At 43.7% G+C, this 21,307-nt stretch carries 18 protein-coding genes; 5 read left to right on the forward strand and 13 right to left on the reverse strand.

The features are described 5' to 3' along the window. Positions 1-13: 13 nt before the first annotated feature. From ruvB to ruvC, 3 genes are read right to left on the reverse strand one after another with little or no spacing between them, the layout of a single operon-like run. On the reverse strand, positions 14-1,087 hold the full coding sequence (gene ruvB, locus NFR88_RS07330; protein ID WP_330588309.1) for a Holliday junction branch migration DNA helicase RuvB: 1,074 nt from the start codon (positions 1,085-1,087) through the stop codon (positions 14-16). 39 nt (positions 1,088-1,126) lie between these two features. Then, a complete protein-coding gene (ruvA, locus tag NFR88_RS07335; protein ID WP_251614602.1) occupies positions 1,127-1,723 on the reverse strand; it encodes a Holliday junction branch migration protein RuvA in 597 nt (198 codons plus the stop codon). 9 nt (positions 1,724-1,732) lie between these two features. Beyond that, the gene (ruvC, locus tag NFR88_RS07340; protein WP_251614610.1) at positions 1,733-2,236 is read right to left on the reverse strand and encodes a crossover junction endodeoxyribonuclease RuvC; all 504 of its coding nucleotides are present in this window, start codon (positions 2,234-2,236) and stop codon (positions 1,733-1,735) included. Positions 2,237-2,404: 168 nt separating this feature from the next. On the opposite strand from ruvC, the gene NFR88_RS07345 reads away from it, so the two are divergent. Both NFR88_RS07345 and recN read left to right on the forward strand, forming a co-directional pair. Beyond that, on the forward strand, positions 2,405-2,872 hold the full coding sequence (locus NFR88_RS07345) for an arginine repressor (protein ID WP_160201318.1): 468 nt from the start codon (positions 2,405-2,407) through the stop codon (positions 2,870-2,872). After that, a complete protein-coding gene (recN, locus tag NFR88_RS07350; RefSeq protein WP_251614612.1) occupies positions 2,869-4,497 on the forward strand; it encodes a DNA repair protein RecN in 1,629 nt (542 codons plus the stop codon). Before NFR88_RS07345 ends, recN begins: the two co-directional genes overlap by 4 nt. A gap of 68 nt (positions 4,498-4,565) precedes the next feature. Here the strand turns inward: recN and NFR88_RS07355 are convergent, their stop codons facing one another. The 7 genes from NFR88_RS07355 to NFR88_RS07385 all read right to left on the reverse strand — a co-directional run bounded on the left by NFR88_RS07355 (position 4,566) and on the right by NFR88_RS07385 (position 12,609). Then, positions 4,566-5,588 (reverse strand): proline racemase family protein, encoded by a 1,023-nt coding sequence (locus tag NFR88_RS07355; protein ID WP_251614615.1) that lies wholly within the window; start codon positions 5,586-5,588, stop codon positions 4,566-4,568. Then, positions 5,589-6,560, reverse strand: a complete 972-nt coding sequence (locus NFR88_RS07360) for an ornithine cyclodeaminase family protein (protein ID WP_251614618.1) — start codon at positions 6,558-6,560, stop codon at positions 5,589-5,591. 69 nt (positions 6,561-6,629) lie between these two features. Beyond that, positions 6,630-8,231: a PDZ domain-containing protein gene (locus NFR88_RS07365; protein WP_160202353.1), complete on the reverse strand. Its 1,602-nt coding sequence runs from the start codon at positions 8,229-8,231 to the stop codon at positions 6,630-6,632. A gap of 13 nt (positions 8,232-8,244) precedes the next feature. Further along, positions 8,245-8,700 carry a RidA family protein gene (locus NFR88_RS07370; RefSeq protein ID WP_160202354.1) on the reverse strand — a complete coding sequence of 152 codons (456 nt, stop codon included), beginning with the start codon at positions 8,698-8,700 and terminating at the stop codon, positions 8,245-8,247. Between the two features lie 24 nt (positions 8,701-8,724). After that, entirely contained in the window at positions 8,725-10,113 is a 1,389-nt protein-coding gene (locus NFR88_RS07375) for an MFS transporter (protein ID WP_160202355.1), read from the reverse strand. Between the two features lie 52 nt (positions 10,114-10,165). Then, on the reverse strand, positions 10,166-11,326 hold the full coding sequence (locus NFR88_RS07380) for an aminotransferase class V-fold PLP-dependent enzyme (RefSeq protein ID WP_160202356.1): 1,161 nt from the start codon (positions 11,324-11,326) through the stop codon (positions 10,166-10,168). Beyond that, complete coding sequence (locus NFR88_RS07385; protein ID WP_160202357.1) at positions 11,323-12,609, reverse strand: M24 family metallopeptidase; 1,287 nt, start codon at positions 12,607-12,609, stop codon at positions 11,323-11,325. Before NFR88_RS07385 ends, NFR88_RS07380 begins: the two co-directional genes overlap by 4 nt. Positions 12,610-12,854: 245 nt before the next feature. Here NFR88_RS07385 and NFR88_RS07390 point away from each other — a divergent pair, with 245 nt between their 5' ends. The 3 genes from NFR88_RS07390 (at position 12,855) to NFR88_RS07400 (ending at position 17,514) form a co-directional block, all read left to right on the forward strand. Continuing rightward, positions 12,855-13,427 (forward strand): helix-turn-helix domain-containing protein, encoded by a 573-nt coding sequence (locus tag NFR88_RS07390; protein WP_160202358.1) that lies wholly within the window; start codon positions 12,855-12,857, stop codon positions 13,425-13,427. A 69-nt stretch (positions 13,428-13,496) separates the two neighbouring features. Continuing rightward, a complete protein-coding gene (locus tag NFR88_RS07395; protein WP_251614621.1) occupies positions 13,497-15,545 on the forward strand; it encodes a Sapep family Mn(2+)-dependent dipeptidase in 2,049 nt (682 codons plus the stop codon). Further along, positions 15,532-17,514, forward strand: a complete 1,983-nt coding sequence (locus NFR88_RS07400) for a S9 family peptidase (protein WP_251614625.1) — start codon at positions 15,532-15,534, stop codon at positions 17,512-17,514. The genes NFR88_RS07395 and NFR88_RS07400 overlap by 14 nt, the downstream gene beginning before the upstream one ends. A 165-nt stretch (positions 17,515-17,679) precedes the next feature. Here NFR88_RS07400 and NFR88_RS07405 read toward each other — a convergent pair whose 3' ends face one another. The 3 genes from NFR88_RS07405 to NFR88_RS07415 form a co-directional block, all read right to left on the reverse strand. Continuing rightward, on the reverse strand, positions 17,680-19,374 hold the full coding sequence (locus NFR88_RS07405; RefSeq protein WP_251614628.1) for an AAA family ATPase: 1,695 nt from the start codon (positions 19,372-19,374) through the stop codon (positions 17,680-17,682). A gap of 102 nt (positions 19,375-19,476) precedes the next feature. Beyond that, the gene (locus NFR88_RS07410) at positions 19,477-20,061 is read right to left on the reverse strand and encodes a LysE family transporter (RefSeq protein WP_251614633.1); all 585 of its coding nucleotides are present in this window, start codon (positions 20,059-20,061) and stop codon (positions 19,477-19,479) included. Between the two features lie 94 nt (positions 20,062-20,155). Further along, positions 20,156-21,058, reverse strand: a complete 903-nt coding sequence (locus NFR88_RS07415; RefSeq protein WP_251614636.1) for a LysR family transcriptional regulator — start codon at positions 21,056-21,058, stop codon at positions 20,156-20,158. Positions 21,059-21,307 lie beyond the last annotated feature (249 nt).

Below are 21,307 nucleotides of genomic sequence, written 5' to 3' on the forward strand. Positions count from 1 at the left end.
CTATCTGCTCCAATTAAAATAAAGTTTCCTGAGATTCTTCGCCTTCATCTTCATCTGCACTTTTAGCAGCATTCTCAGGTGTCTCGCCCGGATACTCCAGTCCCATGTGTTTATATCCCAGCTGAGATACCATTCTACCCTTCTGGGTACGGTACAAAAGTCCCGACTGAATCAGATAAGGCTCGTAAGCATCTTCTATGGTGACTCGTTCCTCACCGATGGATGCCGCAATAGTGTCAATGCCTACAGGACCACCATTAAAACGTTCGATGATAGCCGACAGAATTTCCCTATCCAGACGCTCTAAGCCTAACTTATCAACCCCCAGCGCCTGCAGCGCCATTTGGGTAATCTCTTCTGTAATCATGCCCTGTCCCCGCACCTGTGAGAAGTCCCTGATTCGTTTCAGTAAACGATTAGCTACACGAGGCGTGCCTCGTGAACATCTTGCCATCTCCAGCAACGAAGTCTCGTCTGTATCGACACCGAGAAGTCCCGCAGAACGTTTAATAATCTCTGCCAGCTCGTCGTTGGTGTAAAGTTCAAACTTACTGATGACACCAAATCTGTCGCGCAGCGGCGCCGATAAGCTCCCCGCTCTGGTTGTTGCTCCAATCAGCGTAAACTTTGCAATATCCAGTCTGATAGAACGAGCTGACGGCCCCTTTCCGATAATAATATCAAGCGCATAGTCCTCCATAGCGGAATAAAGCACTTCTTCTACCGATCGGTTCAATCTATGAATTTCGTCAATAAATAAAACATCGTTCTCATTGAGATTCGTTAAAATGGCTGCCAAATCTCCTGCTCGTTCAATAGCAGGTCCTGATGTAATCTTAATATCCACTTCTAGTTCATTGGCAATAATCCCCGCCAGTGTTGTCTTTCCTAAACCTGGCGGACCATAAAACAGCACATGGTCGAGAGGTTCTCCTCTCAGTTTCGCTGCTTCAATAAAAATCTTTAAGTTTTCTTTTGCAGTCCTCTGTCCGATAAAATCATCTAAATGCTGCGGACGCAGGGTTGTCTCCTGCCGCTCTTCCATAAATCCCATGGCACCCGACTGGGTAATTCTCTCTTCCATCATCTAGCCTCAATCTATCCTTATCTATCTTAATTTTATCCTTTAAAACAAATACTTCAGCGCATGTTTGATGTAATCCTCGCAGGTCAGGTCATTTTCTTTCACCTTGCCGATCGCTTCCATCGCCTCATTCTTGCTGTATCCCAGTGCAACCAGCGCAGCAATAGCCTCACTTCTCTCGTCAGTAACAGGCACATACACATCTCCTGCAGCCATGGCTGCGTCATCCTCAAAGGTGCCAACCTTATCCTTCAGTTCCAGAATCAGTCGTTCGGCAGTCTTCTTGCCCACACCATTTGCAGATGAAATCGCCTTGACATCACCAGAGGCAATAGCCCGTCTAAGTTCTGACGGCGGCAGTGCACTCATCAATGCCATCCCTGCCTTTGCTCCCACGCCGTTTACCGTAATCAAAAGTTCAAAAAGCGCCAGGCTCTCCTTGTCGGAAAAGCCGTAAAGACTGACATCATCTTCCTTCACAATCATGGAGGTAAACACCTTCACCTGCTCTCCCTCTGTATGCTTATATAATACGGAGTTTGCTGGAATGCTCACCTCAAAACCAAGACCGCTGGCAGACTCTATGATAACTGAACTGTTCAGTCCCGGATGAAATATACCTTTTATAAATCTAATCATGGATTCTCCTTATCTCCCACTCAATTTAAAATTTCTAACTCTGTTGCCGGCTGCATGCCCATGACAAATTGCCGCAGCCACTGCATCTGCCGTATCGTCGGGCTTCGGTACTTCATTTAGGTTCAAAATCGCCTTAACCATAGCCTGTACTTGTTTCTTGTCTGCCCTTCCATAACCTACCAAAGCCTGCTTAATCTGCAGCGGCGTGTATTCATTAATCTCAAGACCTCCATTAACACAGGCAAGGACTGCAACGCCTCTGGCTTGTCCCACCATAATAGCCGTCTTGGCATTATTATTGAAAAAAAGTTCTTCTATCGATGCTACCTCTGGCTTGTATTCTGCTATGATTGCAGATAGTTGCGTATATAAATGCTGCAGACGCAGAGGCATTTCCATCTTAGCATCTGTGGTTACCGCGCCGTAATCCACAACAGAAAAATGATTGCCTTTCATATCTAAAACACCCCAGCCTAAAATCGCGTAACCAGGGTCAATTCCTAAAATTCTCATAGCCTTATTTCCTCAGTTGAATCAATCTATTTTATTTATTATAACATAAGAACATACGTTTGTCTACAGCGTTCCCTTTAATTTCTTCAAATAATACGGCTTTCTTTTCCGAAAAAAATCTGTTATAATACGATTAGGAATAGGATTCGGAACAAAAAGGAGATTATTATGCGTTATTCAAGACAAAACAAGATTTTGGAGCTCATTGCAAATAACGAGATCGAAACTCAGGATAAACTGGCATCTATGTTGAAGGAAGAAGGTTTTGAAGTAACACAGGCTACGATATCTCGAGATATCAAGGAACTTCAGCTGATTAAAGTGCTTTCCGGCAGCGGCAAATACAAATATGCCGTCAGCGCACGCCAGGATGCGCCTATTTCCGATCGCTTTGTAAAAATTTTCAGAGAAACTATCACATCTTTTGCTTCAGCACAGAACTTAATTGTCATTAAGACGTTATCCGGCTGCGGACCTGCTGCCGGTGAAGCGGTTGACTGCATCGGGCTTCCTCATGTTGTCGGTTCTGTAGCCGGTGACAATACCCTGCTGATGGTCATCGACAAAGAAGAACACGTGGAAGAGATCCTCTCTATTTTCAACGATATGCTAATTATGAGGTCTAAAGGACAATGATCAATCACATCAGTATTCAAAATTTCGCAATTATAGAAAATACAGAAATCGATTTTGAAGAAGGACTGAATATCATTACAGGAGAAACCGGCAGTGGTAAATCAATTGTAATAGAAGCAATTAGCCTTGCTCTCGGGAGCAGGGCTGATTCTGCTTTTGTCCGTCATGGTGCACAGAAAGCCGTTGTACAGCTTGCTGGCGAACTGTACGGAGAAGATATCGTCATCACCAGAGAAGTATCTGCTGCCGGCAAGAATCTATGCAAACTCAACGGACAGCTGGTCACTTTGGGAGAACTTTCCGAAACATGCCGCCGTCTTGCCGATATCCACGGTCAGTACGACAATCAGTCCCTTCTCAACCCGGACAACCACATCAAGCTGGTGGACAGCTTCTATGGTGAGCAAATCACTCCAATAAAAGAAGCCTATCAGGCTGCCTATGCTTCCTATCAGGACACAAAATCACGACTGACCAAGCTGCTTTCTGCAGAACAGGACAACCTGAAAAAGCTGGATTTTTATCGTTTTGAACAGAGCGAAATCGAAAATGCCCATCTAACACCTGGCGAAGACGAAAGCCTATCAGAGAGAATTTCTATCCTGCAAAACAGTGAAAAAATCTTTGATGCCGTTGAAACCGCTTACGGGCTTCTCAGCGATGGGGACCGCGATGTGCTCTCCTCCATGGGTACCGGACTTCATGCGCTGCAGAGTATCAGCGAATATTCCAAGGAAATTCAAACTTTGACAGAAGAATTCGCAGACATCTATTATCGCCTGGAAGACCTTTCTTCCGAACTTCGCAGAATTCGTGATGACGTCACTTTCTCCCCTGAGGAGCTGGACGATTCTATCACAAGAATCTCCCAAATCGACGGTCTCAAGAAAAAATACGGCTCCACCATTGAGGAGATTTTAACATATTACGACACTATTTCTGAAGAACTAAATCAGATTGAGAATTTTGATGACGTAAAAGCACAGCTTCAAGCCGAAGCAGATGCGGCATACAAGGCCCTGTCCGAAAAAGCTGCGCAGCTTACCGAGGTTCGTAAAGCCAGTGCAAAAGAGCTGGAAACTGCTATCGAAAGTGAGCTTCACGATCTGAACTTTGGCAGCGCCAAGCTTTCCATCGACTTCCAGTGTTCTGAAACCTTCGGTCCTGATGGAAACGATGATGTGGAATTCCTGATTTCTACAAACAAAGGTGAACCGCTGAAGCCTCTGGTAAAAATCGCATCCGGTGGTGAAATTTCAAGAATCATGCTGGCAATCAAAAATATTACCGGCACCTATGACAATATTCCAACTATGATTTTCGATGAAATCGACGCCGGTATTAGTGGAATTACCGCAAGTATCGTTGGACGCAAGCTTCACCAGATTGCAAAAAATCATCAAATTATCTGTATCACCCACCTGCCGCAGATTGCTGCAAGTGGAGATACGCACTATCGTATCTATAAAGAAGAAAACGACAGCAACACCTTTACTACTGTCGAAAAGCTCTCCGATACAGAGACCATCGATGAAATTGCAAGACTTTTGGGCGGTGAAAACATTACCGAAACCACCAGAAAAAGCGCAGTGGAGTTGATGGAACTGACTAAACAAAAAATCTAAGAATCTAAATCATATTTTAAAAAACGCGGCAGTCTCAAGATTTTTGAAACTACCGCATTTTTGTATGATTATATTTCTACCTCATTACCTGTTTTCATTGAAAATCCCTGTTGCAGCGGATCATCCTCTTCCAGCAGAATGCTTCCCTTCCCCATTAGGTAGGCCCTGCTGTGAATGGTCGGTATCACCTGCCCTCTTTCTGTCTCTTCGATCGTCACAATAAACGGTATACCGGAAATCCCCCGGTTTTCAAGTTTCTTCCCCTCATGCAGTCTCCCTTTTCCATGAAGTACCGCTGCCAGCGCTGAAGTTCCGGTTCCTGTAGGTGAGCGGTCAAACTGTCTCTTTCCAAATACCGTAAAGGTTCTCGTGCTGATTACTCTTTCGCTCTCCCCATCTTCTGCAAAGAGTATCATGCAGATGCCGTTTTCCTTTGCGTTCAGCGCCGGATTTTCTGGATGTACCATTGCAAGCTGATCGATGGCGCAGTGTCCGCATTCCATGGCAATATCCAGCATCGCCTGAATGTTTTCTGCTTCTAATTGGATTCCAAACTGCCTCATGTCTGCAAAGACCATAAAAGCGCCGCCATAGCCTACATCTACGCTGACTTTTCCATAGGACGGTGTCTGCACCGATTCATCTAGGGCATATGCAAAGGAAAGGTCGTTTTTCAGCGCTATGTCGCTGATTTTCCCTCCTTCTGTCTGTACTGCAAGCTGCACGCTGCCTGAAGGTGCGTCTAATGTCACCGTATTCATCCCTTCTTTTAAGGTCGCGATTCCTAGTTCGCAAGCAGCTCTTGCCATGGCAATGGCGCCGTGACCGCACATGGTGCTCATGCCGGTTCCATGGATAAAGACGATGCCCAGGTCGCTCTCCTCATTGACAGGAGGCGTGAGGAAACCGCCGTACATGTCATCGTGTCCACGTGGCTCAAGGAGCGCTATCTTTCTGAGATTGTCAAGATGTGCTGTGGCATAATGGCGCTTTTCTGCCATGGTGCTGCCGATGATCTCAGGAAAGCCTCTTGTGATAAGTCGAAAGGGCTCTCCTGCTACATGAAAATCCAGATACTCCAGTGTTTTCATTTAGAATTCGACCTCCACTCCGATGTTTTCCTTCTCTGCTGTTTCACAGATGTATTCTGCGGCTGCAAGATCCACCAGCGCCATGCCTACGGTTTTAAAGACTACCGTATCTGATGCAGGTTTTGGCTGGCTTCCATCTAACACGTTATGTAAGCATTTTACATTTTTCTCATCAAGAAGTCCCTTTTCAATTCTTGTCGATAAGTCTCCGCTTTCTTCGCAGGCATACGGCAAATCCACATACACATCCTCGGTAATTTCAAAGAGGCTGTCCGGCAGTTCTTTCATATATGGTTTGTAGGAACCTACTGCAATGTAGCATTTTCCCTTTAAGAGCTCCGGCTCCTCAGGCAATACCGGCTCTGTCGCAAAGGTTGTCGTCACTACGATATCAGAGCCGGAAAGCAATTCTTCTGCGCTTTTGCAGATGATCATTTCGGGATTGCCAATGGCTGCTTTCTGTAAATCCTCGGCATACTGTTTCAGTGCATCTTCCGGCTTGAACGGGTCAAACAAGCAAATCTTTTTGATGTTTCTCACAGCTGAAATGCACACGCCCTGGGAAAAACCCTGCACACCGCAGCCTACAATACCTACGGATGCTGCATTTTCATTGGACAGCTCTCTAGCTGCCAGTGCGCCGGTTGCGCCGGTACGCCAAGATGTGACTCTCTTTGCATCAAGCAGCGCCTTGCTCTGTCCTGTGGTTCTGTCGTTTAACACCACCACACCGTCGATGGACGGCAGTCTGCGCTCCCTGTTTTCCGGTACCAGCGCCAGCATTTTAGTGCCGCAGGCATGCTCTGTAAAGCACGGCATGTACAAAAACGTCATGCCACCTTCTTCAAAGCCATACCTCTCCGGCATGGCAAATTCTCCTTTTCCATAGATACCAAAGGCTTTCGCCACGACTTCTACCATTTCCTTTGGCTCCACGATTTTATCAATATCATTTTGATTGATGATTTTCATTTCTGTTTCCTCCTAAACACTTTAACTATCTATTATTTAAAAGGAGACTGTAACGCAGTCTCCTCCAGTTTAACATTTTACATATTGCCAGCACGGTACATTTTCGCCTCTTGGTAAATATTCAATCGTAAGTTCCGTCTCACCACGACGCACCTGATAGACTAAATGCATGGTTTCATCGTCTACGACATCCCATTCAGAAGACGCTTTTAGAATTACATCTCCATTTTTTAGCCCTGCTTTTTCAGCATTAGATCCCGGTTTTACGCCTGTTACAACTTGATCCTGAGAATACCGTACCGTATCATCAAAGCCATTATCCATGACTGGCACGGCAACTTTCTCTATGGTATATTCCGGTCCGAAAAAGTCCGCTGCCGGAGCAGTAATACCTTCCTCCATAAGTTCCGTAAGCCGCAAAGAAGCCTTTCCAGCAGTGTATAAATCCGCAAGCTCAACAAATCTGTTCCAAGTCATCGGAATACCTTCCTTTGCCCCGTCCAGGAGTTCAACCATCAAATTATACATTCTCACTTTTCCTTCTGTGCAACGATTTAACAAAGCATCTAGCTCAATCAATGCCAGTACACCTCTGCCATATGTCACTCTCTGTGCATAACTATGGGTCCATGATTTTCTGAATGCACTGGCAAAATCCCCTTTGCTATATGGATTTACATAATATGCACGAAGTTTTTCATTAATCATATCGACATATCCATCTGAGTCAATTTTTCCCAGCAAGAAAAGAATATAGCAGCTGTAAAATTCTGCTGTACCCTCTGCGAAAAGAGAAATTTCTTCTTCTCTATCAGCGCTGACAATCAGCCAATTATGTACTAACTCATGCGCAATAATCGGTTCGGCTTCTTCGATTTGATTGATTAACTGATCACCGAATCCAAAGGAGCAGCATCTGGTCAGTCCTGTTCCGGTTGCAACAGTTCTAGGCGTAGGATACAGGAAAATATAATAAGGAATATCCTCATCATGGAACATTTTTTCTGTATGATCGAAAAGTTCCGCCATACTTTTGCAAAAATCATCAATCATCCGAATTTCATCTGCAAGCCATATGATATGCAGCTTACTTCCTTCCCTATGAAACTCTTTCAGGTTGCCTGCCATATAAAAGGTTTCTTTCAGTTCCTTTGCCTCACAGCATTTTGAAAAACTTCCTTTTCCATAGCTGCAGACAGCCTCGGCCTTTGAAGAAAATGATGATAAATCGTGTTCTATAGAAAATTCAAACTTTCCATTCATCGGCAGCACCAAAAATGCAAGCCCTGATGCAGTATATCCACCATATGTCTGAAACAGTGAGAACCCAGGATCAGCTTTCTTTGGATTCTTTTCCAAAGTTTTCGCACGATATGTTATTACGAGTCTGCCTGAAACATCTCTATCAAAGTAATATGAACGCTGCGGACCAAAATCACCCATACCATCTTCACAGGTAAATCCAAAGCTTCCTGTATCATCCTGTAGCTGAAAATCCTCTGTTCCATATCCTGTCATCGCGCACCCGGCATAAAATACCGGATGCACATCGAAAATGTCGCCCTTTTTATAGGAGGCTGATTCCATAACAACAGTTGTTTCCACAGATGTGACAACATTTTCTGACAAGAATGGCTTTATTTTTACATGAACCTTTGATAAATTCTCCATATTCATACTCCTTTTAGATTTCTACAATGGCTTCTACTTCCACAGGAACATCCATCGGAAGCTGATTTACGCCCACTGCAGTTCTTACATGCTTTCCAAGCTCTCCAAAGATGTCATACAAAAGCTGTGAAGCTGCATTTGCGACGATATGCTGCTCAGAAAACCCTGTCTTGCTGCTCACATACACCTGTATTTTTACAATACGCTTCACTTTGTCTAAATCTCCCAGATAAGCTTTCATCGCACCAAGCATATTAACGGTACAGCATCTGGCAGCTTCTTGTGCCTCCTCAAGCGATACCTCATCTCCTACCTTTCCTGTTGCAACTGGTTTACCGTTCGCAAAAGGAATCTGCCCTGATGTAAACAGACAATTTCCAACCTGTCTCACAGGAACAAATATCATATCAGATTTAGAAGTCTCCGGAAGCTTAATGCCTGCCTGTTCTATCTTTCTTTCAATTTCCATTTCTCCAGAATTCCTTTCTAACTCTTACTGAACCTGCTTTTCTTTTCTTGCTGCAATTTCTGCACGCATCATTGGCAGCCTTTTCTCAACTCTCATCAGATACAGGAACAGCAGCAACGCAATTCCATAGATGACCGCTTCTGAGGTAATCGTCATATGGAAGAAAATATTGACAATATTTGCCGGCTGTGTAGCTGCATTAGGGTCGAACCCAATCAGACCGATGACATAGGCTGCAATGGACCCGCCAAATGCTAAACCAATCTTTGTTCCAATCCCATATGCACTCATTACTACAGCTGTATTTTTTCTTCCCGTTTTCCACTCTCCATAATCTAGAGAATCCATCAGACACTGCGTCAGAATATTGGTAGCCAGTGAAGCGCCTGCAACAGCGATAAGTGCACCACAAATGTATATCTTTGGATTTGAAACATGAATAATCACCATGAACAGCATTGCCGCAACATCAATTGCAGCACCCAAAGCACCCGTGCCCGCATTACCAAGCTTCTTATGAAGCGGAACTAAAAGGAGCGTCGCACCGATGGTGAAAAACACGCCGACAGAAGTTGTGACAGACATAATGTTTCCATCTCCTAGGTGATAAGTACAGAAGTATAACAACATGGAACCTTGTAAAGATGAGAACAGCATCTTAACGACCTGAATCAGAAATACAATGCCGGATATCTTGTTCTGTACCAGCGCAGAGAACATCTCCTTTACAGTCGGTGCAGGTGCACTTTCTCCTTTTTCCGTATCATAGTCATTATCTTCATAACCTTTACAGCCAATAATTCCAATCAATCCCATTAACAGATATACACATGCATAGATTGCCGCCAGTTTGGTAAAAGCAGTTGCCGGATTTGAAGTGGACAGCACTGCAACAAGGGGCATTGTAACCGCCGGCACGACTGCATTTAAAATGTTACCGAAAACGCCTGAATATGTACCCAACTTTACTCTTTCCGCTCTGTCTGTTGTCAGCTTCGGCTGCAGCGCACTCATCGGAATAGAATAAGCGGTCTGTGACATGCCAAGGCAAATAAAAGTTGCTGCCGCCCAAACTACTTTCATGGTATAGGATAGATTTGGTGCAGAATAACATAGTACCATAAAAATTGCGATTGGAATCATCGCCCGCTTCATCCACCACAAACAGGTTCCACCCGGCTTGTTCGACTTTTCTATCAGCGTGCCCATCAATGGATCGTTGATAAAATCCCAAACTCTTGCAATCAGGATGATTGTCCCTGCTACACCGCCGGACAAGCCCAGTACACTGACATAGAAGAATACCAGAAAATACATTTGAATTAACATCTGAATTGTCGGCGCTGTCGAAGCTGCCGCATAGCCCAGTTTTACCCGCATAGGCAATTTACGGTTTGTGTCTTGTGTGTTCATTTTTTTTCCTTTCTTAGATAAAATTTATAATTAGAAATAATTGATAACAATACTATTTCAGTACATCTGCCAAAGTCTGTGCTGCTAGAAGCGCTTGTTCCTGGCTGTTGTAATAATGAAAAGAAATACGTAAATACCCTTCTCTGATGTGTGCATAGATTTTTTTATCAGCAAAGGCGTTCTTTAACTGCTTCGTTCTGTTCTTATCAAATTTCAGGCAGATGACACCGGACCAGTGTTTGCAGTCTTTGCTCCCCAAGATTTTCATTTTATCTTCTAACGGAGAAAGTTCTTTGCGAAATAAGTTCTCCAGCTTCAGACAGTGAGTGTAAATCCTATCAATACCGATTTCAAGAAGCAGCTCTATGCTCTTTCCCATAGCTGTAATGCCATAAGAGGAGAGCGATCCTCCCTGTATGCCTTCTAAGCCTTGTCTATAGGGAAGCACCGGTATCTGCATCATGTTCGTCATGGTTTCTTCGTCATACATAATGTTGTAGTCTGAGTATACCTCCGGCTTCAGCATTGGCTGCAACTTCGGGCAGCAATATACAAAACCCGTACCGAGAAGCCCCAGCATACCCTTAAATGCAGCTGTGCTTAGATAGTCGATGTTCATTCTTTCAACATCGACCGGTACTCTGCCCAGTGCCTGAATGGCATCTACGGCAAAAATAATCTCTCTCTCCCTGCAAATTGTTCCAATTCTTTCGATATCCGGCATGAATCCGGTGTGATTATGTACCAGAGAAAGATGCACAACTCTCGTTCGCTCTGTCATCTCGCTTAGGATATCTTCTGCCGAGAACGTTCCGTTTTGCGTTTTGATAAGCTTAAGTCTAATACCTTCTGCCTGTCTCTGACCCCATCCCAGTAGAATAGTTGGATATTCAATAGCTGTTGAAATCACTTCATCTTCCGGCTGCAAATCCAGCGACTTCGCAAGCAGCGATGTTCCCTGTGTCGTATTCACTGTAAACATGATATTATCCGAATCTGTATGAAGCAGCCTTGCAACCTCTGCCTGCACCTTTAGCCTCTGACGTGCATAAACTCCGTCAAGGCTAACTCTTCCAAAGCTTTTTGCAAATTCATCCGCAAAAGACCTGCAATAATCCAGGGTTCTCTTCGGCGGAAGCCCCATGGATGCCACATCTAAATATGTAATGTTATTTAGATAGTCATATTCCTTGTAATACCTCGTTTCAATCATAACTCTTCTATTGTGTTATTTTTCATCATTGCTTCAATTTCATCAATGGTTTTCGGAATATTGCTGCTCAGTACTTCGCAGCCAGTTTCTGTAATCAGCACATCATCCTCAATACGGATGCCTAAATCCTTATCTCCAAAATACACGCCCGGCTCTACGGCAACAATCATACCAGGAACAAGCCTACCCTCCTCATCTTCGCGTTCTTCATGGCAGGAAAGTCCAATTCCATGATTTACCATTCCAGGGGTTACATAGTTGATTCTAAATTCACTGAGCAGAGTTCCAATGCTTTCTCCATCCTTCAGATATCCACCTTTACGCAACTCTTCTGTGAAGTAGGCATTAGCTTCCTGTCCGCACTCCTGTCTGGTTTTTCCAGGTTTCATACTGGCAATGGTCATTTCCTGCGTTTTGAGCACCACATTGTACCAATGAGCCTGTTCATCAGTAAAAGTTCCGTTTACCGGATAGGTTCTGGAAATATCACAGCAATAATCGTTATAGAAGGTAGCAATATCCGCAAGAAATAAATCGCCATCCTTTGCAGTAGCTTCATTGGCATAGAAATTATGCATGATAGTGGTTTCCTTTCCAATTAAGGCCTGTACGATATCTCCGCTGCCGCCCCGCATCTTAATTTCGTGCTCGAGAATACTCTGCATCTGATAACCTCTGATTCCTGGTTTTAACTGTTTTGCTGCCACAGCCAGCGCCTCTTCTGTAATATCGATGGCTTTCTGAATCTGTGCAGCCTCCAGTGAACTTTTGCGCAGGCGCATAAAGTCAAGTTCCTTGCTTAAACTTCCGATTTGAACACCCGGATATGCTCTGGTAATTCTGTCAGCCAAGATATTTTCATATCTGGTATATTTGGTAAATCCATCGAAGCTGGAGCAAAAATAGACCTTCTCTAACTTCGTCCAGGTAGCCAGCGATTCTAATACATCTTCAAAATCCTCCATATACATGACTGCCTGGATTCCCGTCTTTTCTCTGTAGTATGTAGGATCAAGACTTCGTCCCAAATAAAATTCTTCATTTGCAGTTCTTCTTTTTACAAAAAGGTACTCCTGCAGCATACCATGTGCTTTTACCAGCATCAAAAGTCCTTCAGCAATGCTCATTCCTGTCAAATAATAGAAATTCTTATCCGTCTTCTCTCTTTGCGGTATTCCAACGACTCCAAGCTCATCATTGCCACCAAAAGAAAGCAGCAGCTGACCGTCTATTAGCTTTTCAGCAATTTTCTCTCTTCTCTTTCTAGCTTCTTTCTGATACATTTTAAAATCCTTTCTGCGTTAAAAGTATTTTCTTTCTTATAAGATATTCCTCTTTCGTGAAATTGTCAAGTTATATTTTCACAATAAAATAATTTTTACGACATTTTTTGCAAATACGCAAAATTTACCCGCAATATATTTCATATTAAAATAATTCAAGTTGACAAAAATAGAAAATTCATCTATACTGAAGACAGAAATAAAACACAGAAATAAAACACAGCAATGAAAGGACAATCAGCATTATGTCTACAAACATAGGTGAATATGTAAAGAAAATCAGAACTGAGCAAAATTTAACTTTAAAAGAACTCAGTGAAAAAAGCGGACTCTCCGTCAGCTTTCTTTCTCAATTTGAACGTGGGATTAGTACCATCTCAGTAGACGCACTTCTGGAGCTGGCTGAAGCACTGAGCATCGATTCTCGGGAAATTATTATGGAATCTCTAGCAACCAGTCAGCCGAAGGATGATTATGTTCTGAGAAGTTACAGCCGTCATACACCGCAGATTAGTGCCAAGAATCAGATTCAGACCGATCTTTCCGCCTTTGGATATGACAAGAAAATGCTCGCGCGTATGTACACTCTTCTTCCGGGCGAATCTGAGGAAAAGGTGCTTCCTGTTACTCACGAAGGCGAAGAATTTATCTACGTTCTGGAAGGAATCCTTACACTGGAAATTGATAATGTCAGATACGATCTACATCCTGAGGATACTGCCCATTTTCCATCCACAAAGAAGCATATGTGGTATAACGAAACCAGCCGTAATGTAAAGTTCATTCTGGTGAATTACCCATATCATGCAAAAAAATAATTTCATAGTCTGATTTCTGCGTGTGTGCACTCTGCTTACACGCTTTTTTTAAGAAAAGAGGTATTAGTAATGTATGAAAAAGAACTAGCCGCTTATTTTGAAGCGCACAAAGACGAATTTTTAGAAGATCTAGCTACCTTGGTCGCGATTCCCAGCGTTAAGGCAGAACCATCAGACGGCTGCCCCTATGGCAGACATACTGCAGAAGCCCTGTCCCAAAGTCTTTCTATCGCAGAAAAATACAACCTGTACACAGAAAACTGGGAAAACTACGTTGGCATCGTCCAAATTGAGTCGGGCAGACGCATTCTGGACATTCTGGCACATTTAGATGTGGTTGCACCTGGTGAAGGCTGGGAAGTAACGGAACCTTACACCATGAAGGTATCTGATGGAAAAATTTACGGCAGAGGCACTGCCGATGACAAAGGTCCTGCGCTGGCTGCACTTTATGCACTGCGAGCAATTAAGGATCTGCAAATTCCACTGCGAAACGGCGTCCGCCTGGTGCTTGGAACGGATGAAGAGTCCGGAAGCAGCGATCTTCTACACTACTTCAGTAAAACCAGACCTGCCGCTATGAGTTTTTCTCCTGACGCAGTCTACCCTGTTATTAACGTGGAAAAGGGCAGATTAAACGGCAAAATCACAGGACACTTTGTTCATCAACAAATACTGGAAGTCCACGGCGGCCATACGACCAATATTATTCCGGATTCAGCCTGGGCTGTCCTTCAAAATATTGATGAAGCGAAGCTGGTGCAGACCGCCTCCTCCAATCAGATTACCTACAGTCTTACCCCGACAGACAAAGGTTGTAAACTTACTGTCCATGGTGTCTCCGGTCATGCCGCATCTCCTGAGGCTTCTGTGAATCCGATTACTGCTTTGCTGCAGCTTCTTTCAGAATGTACAGACTGTAAGGAAATCAAGAAGCTGTGCGCGCTCTTTCCTCACGGCGCGCATCATGGTCAAGGCTTAAATCTTAATCTAGCGGATGAAGTATCCGGAGAGCTGACTCTGAGCCTGACTGTACTGGATTATAACGGTTATGCTCTTTCTGCAAGCTTTGACAGCAGAGTTCCGGTTTGCGGCAGCCGGGAAAAGCTACAAGCTGCAAGCGACGCCATTTCTGCTGCAGGTTTTTCTTATGAAGAAGACTTCGTTGCTCCCCATGCAGTTCCTGACAATACGCCGTTTATCAACACCCTACTCGACTGCTACGAAAACTGCAGCGGTCGCAGAGGTCAGTGTCTTGCTATTGGCGGCGGTACTTACGCCCACGGAATTGAAAATGCTGTCGCTTTTGGCTGTGCCTTTGGTGGCGTTGACAATCATATGCATGGTGCAGATGAATTTGCGGAAATCTCAACACTCCTTATGAGTTGTAATATTTTCGCACAGGCAATCATCCGACTCTGCGGAAAACCTACCATTATTTTGCCGAAGGACAAAGTTTATGGAACGGTTCTATGGCTTCAGCAAGCAGACTCTAAGGATGCCAGCCCTTTATTCCAGCAGCTTTCTGCGGCAGGAATTGCCATCATTCCTATTATTGTAGACAAGAATGGAGAAACTGCTGAAAATCTGGAAACAGTAGAAAAAGTGCTGACAGATATTCTGGCAGATGATACCCTCTCCGCACTGCCTGTTGCAGTTTCCGGTATCGGCTACGGCGGCTTTATTGCCGGACACCTTCTTGCCAGAAAAAACTGCTTTGCTGCAGGTACCATTATTAGCGGACTTACCAATCCGGCAACAGCCTATGGAACCTGTAAAGGTATTGCCCTTTCCCAAAAAGTACTCTCAGGCAATTTTTCCATGATGGATTATCTAGGCGATCTGACAAAAGATAGTGTGGTCTATCATTGTGACGACATCCATACGCCACTTCTGCTGCTTCACGGATTTCGCGATGAAATCTACGGATTTGAACAGGCAGAGCAGCTTTTTACTTCTATCAAGGAGCGGCAGCCCCAGTCGGAAATACGCATGGTTGTTTTCCCGACAGGCGATGATAAGCTTGCTGAAGATCCTAACTGCAAAGAAAAATACTGTGAAGAACTCATTAGCTGGTTCACAAAATATCTGAAAGGAGAAACTCATGATAAAGCATAAAAGACTTCCCAAATTTGAAGATTGCGAAACTATTGAAAGACTTACTGGCGGAGATTATCTTGCCGCCAAGAACTTAATTGCCTATAGTTCTACAGAAAACGGTATTATTCTGAAAGACTTTTCTAACGGAGAACTGCGCCTTATTTCCGGCGGTGGTACAGGTGAACGCCGCCCTGTATTTTCCCCTGACGGCACCAAACTTTTGTTTCTGTCGTATCAGAGCGGTCAATTCTGTGTTGTAATTTATGACCTGCAGAGTGCTGTGCTAACTACCATCGTGCATTCAAATACACCGATCTCTGATCCTATATGGTCCCCCGATGGGAGCAAAATCCTTTTTGCCTCAAGCATTAGCAAAAGTTCTAGCGATGTGCCTGATCGTAATGCACCTATTGTGATTGAAAATCTCGGATATAAATTTGACGGTCTAGGTTTTCGCACACCGGATAATGCCACTCATCTTTTCATCGTGCCATCTGACGGCAGCACGCAGCCTGTGCAGATTACCACTGGCAGCTATGATTATCTCCATCATAACTGGCTCCCCGACAGCAAGCAAATCATCTGTATTAGCAACCGTTTCAGAAACAGTGAAGAATATCTTGGCTACGACCTTTTGAAAATTGATACCTTAACCGGGGAAGTCCTGCAGCTTACCAGGAATCTTTGGATGGTCTCCTATCCAAATCCACTACGCCCAGTCTGCACCCCTGACGGACAGTTTATCATCGCAGGCGTCATGGATGCGAAGTATGCAAAGACTATCAGCACCGGTACATTTCCGGAGACTTATCTGTACAAAATTGCAGCAGACGGTTCAAGCAGTCAGCAGATCTTTTTCCCAGATGAAAACTGTTACCAGTGCGTCCAATTTCCATATAACGCAGGCTCCGGAATGGGACTTGATAAACTACAAATAAGCAGTGACGGCACCTTTGTTCTCTTTCACAGCGGCTGGCAAGGACAAGGCGGGCTGTTTCGCTTACCTTTAGACGAAAGCACTGGCGGTCATGCACAGCCCATTAACAGAGGAAAACACACTTATCATGGTATCAGCAAAATTCAAGATGGAAAGGTGCTGGTCAGCGTATGTGAGGATACGTTAGCGGAAGCCTATGCCCTTGTGGATATCGATGAAGGATGTATCATTAAAAAGGTCGTTCAGTCAGCAGAGGAGTTTTTACAGGATGTTTCTCTCAGCCAGCCAACGGACTTTTCTGTTCCTACTTTAGATGGCTGCAGTACTGTTCACGGCTGGGTTCTGCCGCCTCACAATATGGAAGAAGGAAAAAAGTATCCGGTAATCCTCTATATCCACGGTGGTCCTCACCCATTTTACACCTATGCTCTGACTTTAGAACACCAGGCCTTTGCTGCAGAAGGTTTTGGCGTCATTTGCTGTAATCCAAGAGGTAGCAGCGGCTACGGCTGGAAGCACCAGAATATGGGAGATGGCAGACGTACAGAGCCTTATTATGACTGCCTGCAATTTGTAGATGAAGCTATTCGCAGATTTCCTTGGATTGACGAAAACCGCCTAGGCGTTACTGGCGGTAGCTATGGTGGCTATATGACCAACTACATCGCTGCTCATTCTAAACGCTTCAAAGCATATATTTCCCAGCGAAGTCTTGCTAACGATCAGATTATGTATGCCAGCTCTGATGAAACCGGAAGCAGCGCAGGCTTCGATTCTTTCCCACAGTTTATGATGGAAAATCTAAAAAAATCTGTGGTATCTTACGCAGAAAACATCGACCGTCCATTTCTGATACTCCACGGTTCCGATGACTGCAGAACACCTGTGGAAGCTGCAAAGCAGCTATATACGGCTATCCGTGACACACATCCTAATCTACCGACTAAGCTGGTTTTATATCCGAATACTGGACATTCTCAGCCAGAGGATCCTGCCATGCTGCAAAGCTACTATAATGAAATGGTATCTTGGTTTCGCAAATACCTTTGAAGTTCAAAACGGTTCTATAATAAATGTTGGGGCGACCGCCTCAACATTTATTCTTTCCACAACTCAATACTAAACAAAAAGAGACAGATTTAGCTCTGTCTCCTCGGTTGTTTTAAAAATTTTTGTTTGTGCTCCACTCCAACATTTGACATTGAGCCGATTTTTTTATTCTGCTTTCTTCACCATGCACTCTTTCTTGTAAAATGCAATGGCATATTTGCTCACACGGGGATAACCTTCCGCCAGAAACGGCTTTGCGTACTGCTGTGCTTCAATCTGCGCAAGGCCTTCCTCACATTTTGCCGCCATCTCCGCAACGCTTCCTGCTGCTTTCAATTCTAAGATAATGACCTGTCCTCTGCGGATAGCCTGGGTTTTCAGTATAATGTCCGGTCTGCCCGTTCCACTCTCACGATTGGACTGCACCATATACCGACCTGCATTCTTCAAAAGCCCTGTCAAAAATCCATGGTAGTAGCTCTCCGCATAATCGAAGTAGCTGATAGTGTCCATCAGCTGCTGGCTGATGAAATTCTCAGCCGCTTCGCAGTCCCCTTCTTCGAAAGCCTTAATGAGACTGCTTCTATCCACATTTGCTATCTTCTGGTCAAACCATTCTTTGATGCTTTGTTCATAAATGGATGCAATCTCCTCGTTGGGAATCGCCATTTCAATATAGATATTCCGTTTCTCTATTCGCTGGCTTTTCATCTTTAGATATCCTGTGAAGAACAAAAAGTTCCACAGATTATCTTTCGATGTGTGAATATCTCCATAGGTTATTTCTTCATGAACCGGTTTTTCTATGGTGCCGCCTTCCATCAAAATCTCCAGCTCCTGGCGAGTCATATCGTCGGCATCCTCCACAAGTTCCTTTACAATTCCGTTGCTGGAAGTGTTGGACCAATAGGGTTTGGTTGAAATTTGATTACCCGACAGCACGCTTTTCGTATAGTTTAAAATGCTCCACGGATTGTAAATCTCTCTATTTCCAAAGAGATAACCGTCATACCAGTCCCTTGCCTCGCAAAACCTGTCAGAAAGGTCATAATAGGCAAGCATCTCCTGCACTTCTTCACCCGTAAAACCAAAACAGCTGCTGTAATTCTCGCTGATAATCGAATGAATCTCTAAATTGTTCAGTCCTGTAAAGATGCTCTCCCTGCTGATTCGTAGGCAACCTGTCACTACACCAAACTTCAGATAGGGATTGGTTTTCAGGGCGGACTCAAAGAGGGAGCGGATGAAGCCAATCATTTCATCGTAAAATCCACCGAAATATGCACACTCTAAAGGTACATCGTATTCGTCAATGAGAATCATTGCTTCCTTCCCATGATATTTGTACAGGCACTCGGACAGAAATCGTATTGCGTCTGCATATAGAGAAGCTTCTTCTCTTTCTTTTAGAATCGCCTCGTATTTTTCCTGTGCGTTTCCGTTCATTTTACCGGCAAGTACGTACTGATGTCTGGAAAACTCTGCAACAATTTCCCGTTTTAACATAATGTACGCCATTGCAAAGTCACTTTGTTTGGCTGATTTTAGCGATAAAGAAATCACAGGGTACTGCTCCATATGGGCAAGATACTTTTCCCCGGCGTCCATGATAGAAAGCCCTTCAAAGAGATGGCGATTGTCTATCTTCTCACCTTCCGGCGTTCTCTCGTCTTCAAAGAAACGGCGAAGCATGGAAAGATTCAGGGTTTTGCCAAAACGGCGGGGTCTTGTGAGCAGCGTCGTCTGTGCCCCTGTATCAAGTAATTCCTTTATCAGCAAGGTTTTGTCTACTAAGTACAGGTCTTCTTCTTTAAATTTCTTAAAATCCTCAAATCCAATGGGAAGTCTCTTCTTATCCATCTTCGACTCACCTCTTTTCCTTCGTACCTATAGTATACGTGAAAAACGGGAAAATCACAAGTAAGATTTTCCCGTTCGCTTTCAACGCAAAACATTTTTCGGTTACTTCAGCATACTATACACACATTCCATCAGAGTCGCTGCCAGCACGATATTAATCACTCTGTAATGCTGCTGATAAACTCTCTGAATTAACAGCCCTACTCCAACCCAAGTTGATGTTGCAATAGTTCCTATCGTTGCAATAATAAGCTCAAAAAGAATCAAAGTTCCAAATTCAGTACTATAATTTGTAACATAGCCTGTCAACGCTGTAATACCAAACAAATAAATTTTCACATTTACAAACTGGAGTAAAAAGCCTTTCATAAAGGATGCCGATTTACCATTACTGCTTTCTGTAGGCTTACTGATTGCCATATGGATTGCAAGCCACAGAATATAAGCTGCACCTATATATTTCATTACCCCAAGCATAGAAGGCAGCACTGTGCTAACACCGAACACGAAAATTGCACACAAAATCTCAACGACAAAATACCCTGTAAAAATCCCGAAGAATAAAGGCTTTCCCCTTTTCCATCCATAGTTTGTCACCGTATTAAGCGCTAGCACATTCCCCGGTCCCGGTGTAAATGCGTTAATCATTGCATAAATAAAAAAATTACCTATTACATAACCTGGCATAATTACGCCTCCTTTCGTGGTATCATCATACCACGAAACAGTTATCAATAGGTAATATCTAATTATTATGCTAATCCATAAACTGTCCCTATGTTTATTCAGACTGATACTGTCTGATTGCTTCAACATAGATTTTTCCCAGTTCAGATAGCTCCCTGTCCTTATTTAAAATATAGCCAATATGAATCGTTTCCTCTGCGTCCAGTGGAATCGAATGAATCTCATCTCCGTGCAAATCCTTTGGAAAAATTCCACTTGAAATGGTATATCCGTTTAAACCTATCATGAAATTGACAATTGCAGCCCGATCACTAATCTTGATACTCTTTTCCACATCCTCGCTACTGAACAGCTCCTCCGCATAATTGGAAGACTCATATACACCCTGTACAAAGCTGAGTCTCGGATATGGTTTCAAATCTTCCAAGCTAAGTTTTTCTCTCTTTGCCAAAGGATGCTTTCTCCATAAAAACACGTGAGGTTTTGCGGTAAATAATTCGTAAAACTTCAGATTGTTTTCCTCCAGGGTTTTATGCATCACCTGTCTGTTGCTGTCACTTAGATAAAGAATCCCAAGGTCACTGAACCGATTTCGAACATCAGCAATTACCTGGTACGTCTGTGTTTCATTTAAAATAAACTCATACCGCTGCTGTCCAAACTGTTTCACCAACTCAACAAAAGCATTCGCTCCGAAGGTGTAATGCTGTGAAGATACACAAAAGCGCTGTTTTCCTGCCTCGCTGCCAAAATATCTTCCCTCTAGAAGCTCCATCTGCTGCACAACCTGCCTTGCGTAACCTAAAAACTCCATACCCTCCGTTGTCAACGTAGCACCTGTGCGGCAGCGAGTAAAAATGGTAAAATTCAATACCTTCTCGATTTCTTTTACCATTTGAGAAAGACTGGGCTGCGAAATATACAAAGCCTTTGCGGCCTCCGTAATAGAACCTTTTTCCGCAATCGTAATCAAGTATTTCAATTTTTGTAAAGTCATATGCGTGCCTTTCCCATTTAAACATGTTCCCTAGGATTTCACCATTATTTTACTCCTTTTTTCAAAGAAGCACAAGGGCGGCGAGAAAACACACGGGGATTCGCCACCTAAATTACAGATTGTATTTCCTCCTACATCCAATGTACAACTTTGCTCTCATTCCTAAAGCATGTGTTGTGCAAATCATCTTACCGATTTGCAAATCTGCACAACTTTAGCAGTAGATGTTTTGCAAGATGCACTTTTTCG

The sequence above is a fragment of the Senimuribacter intestinalis genome (genome assembly GCF_943192965.1).
Classification (GTDB): Bacteria; Bacillota; Clostridia; order Peptostreptococcales; family Anaerovoracaceae; genus Senimuribacter; species Senimuribacter intestinalis.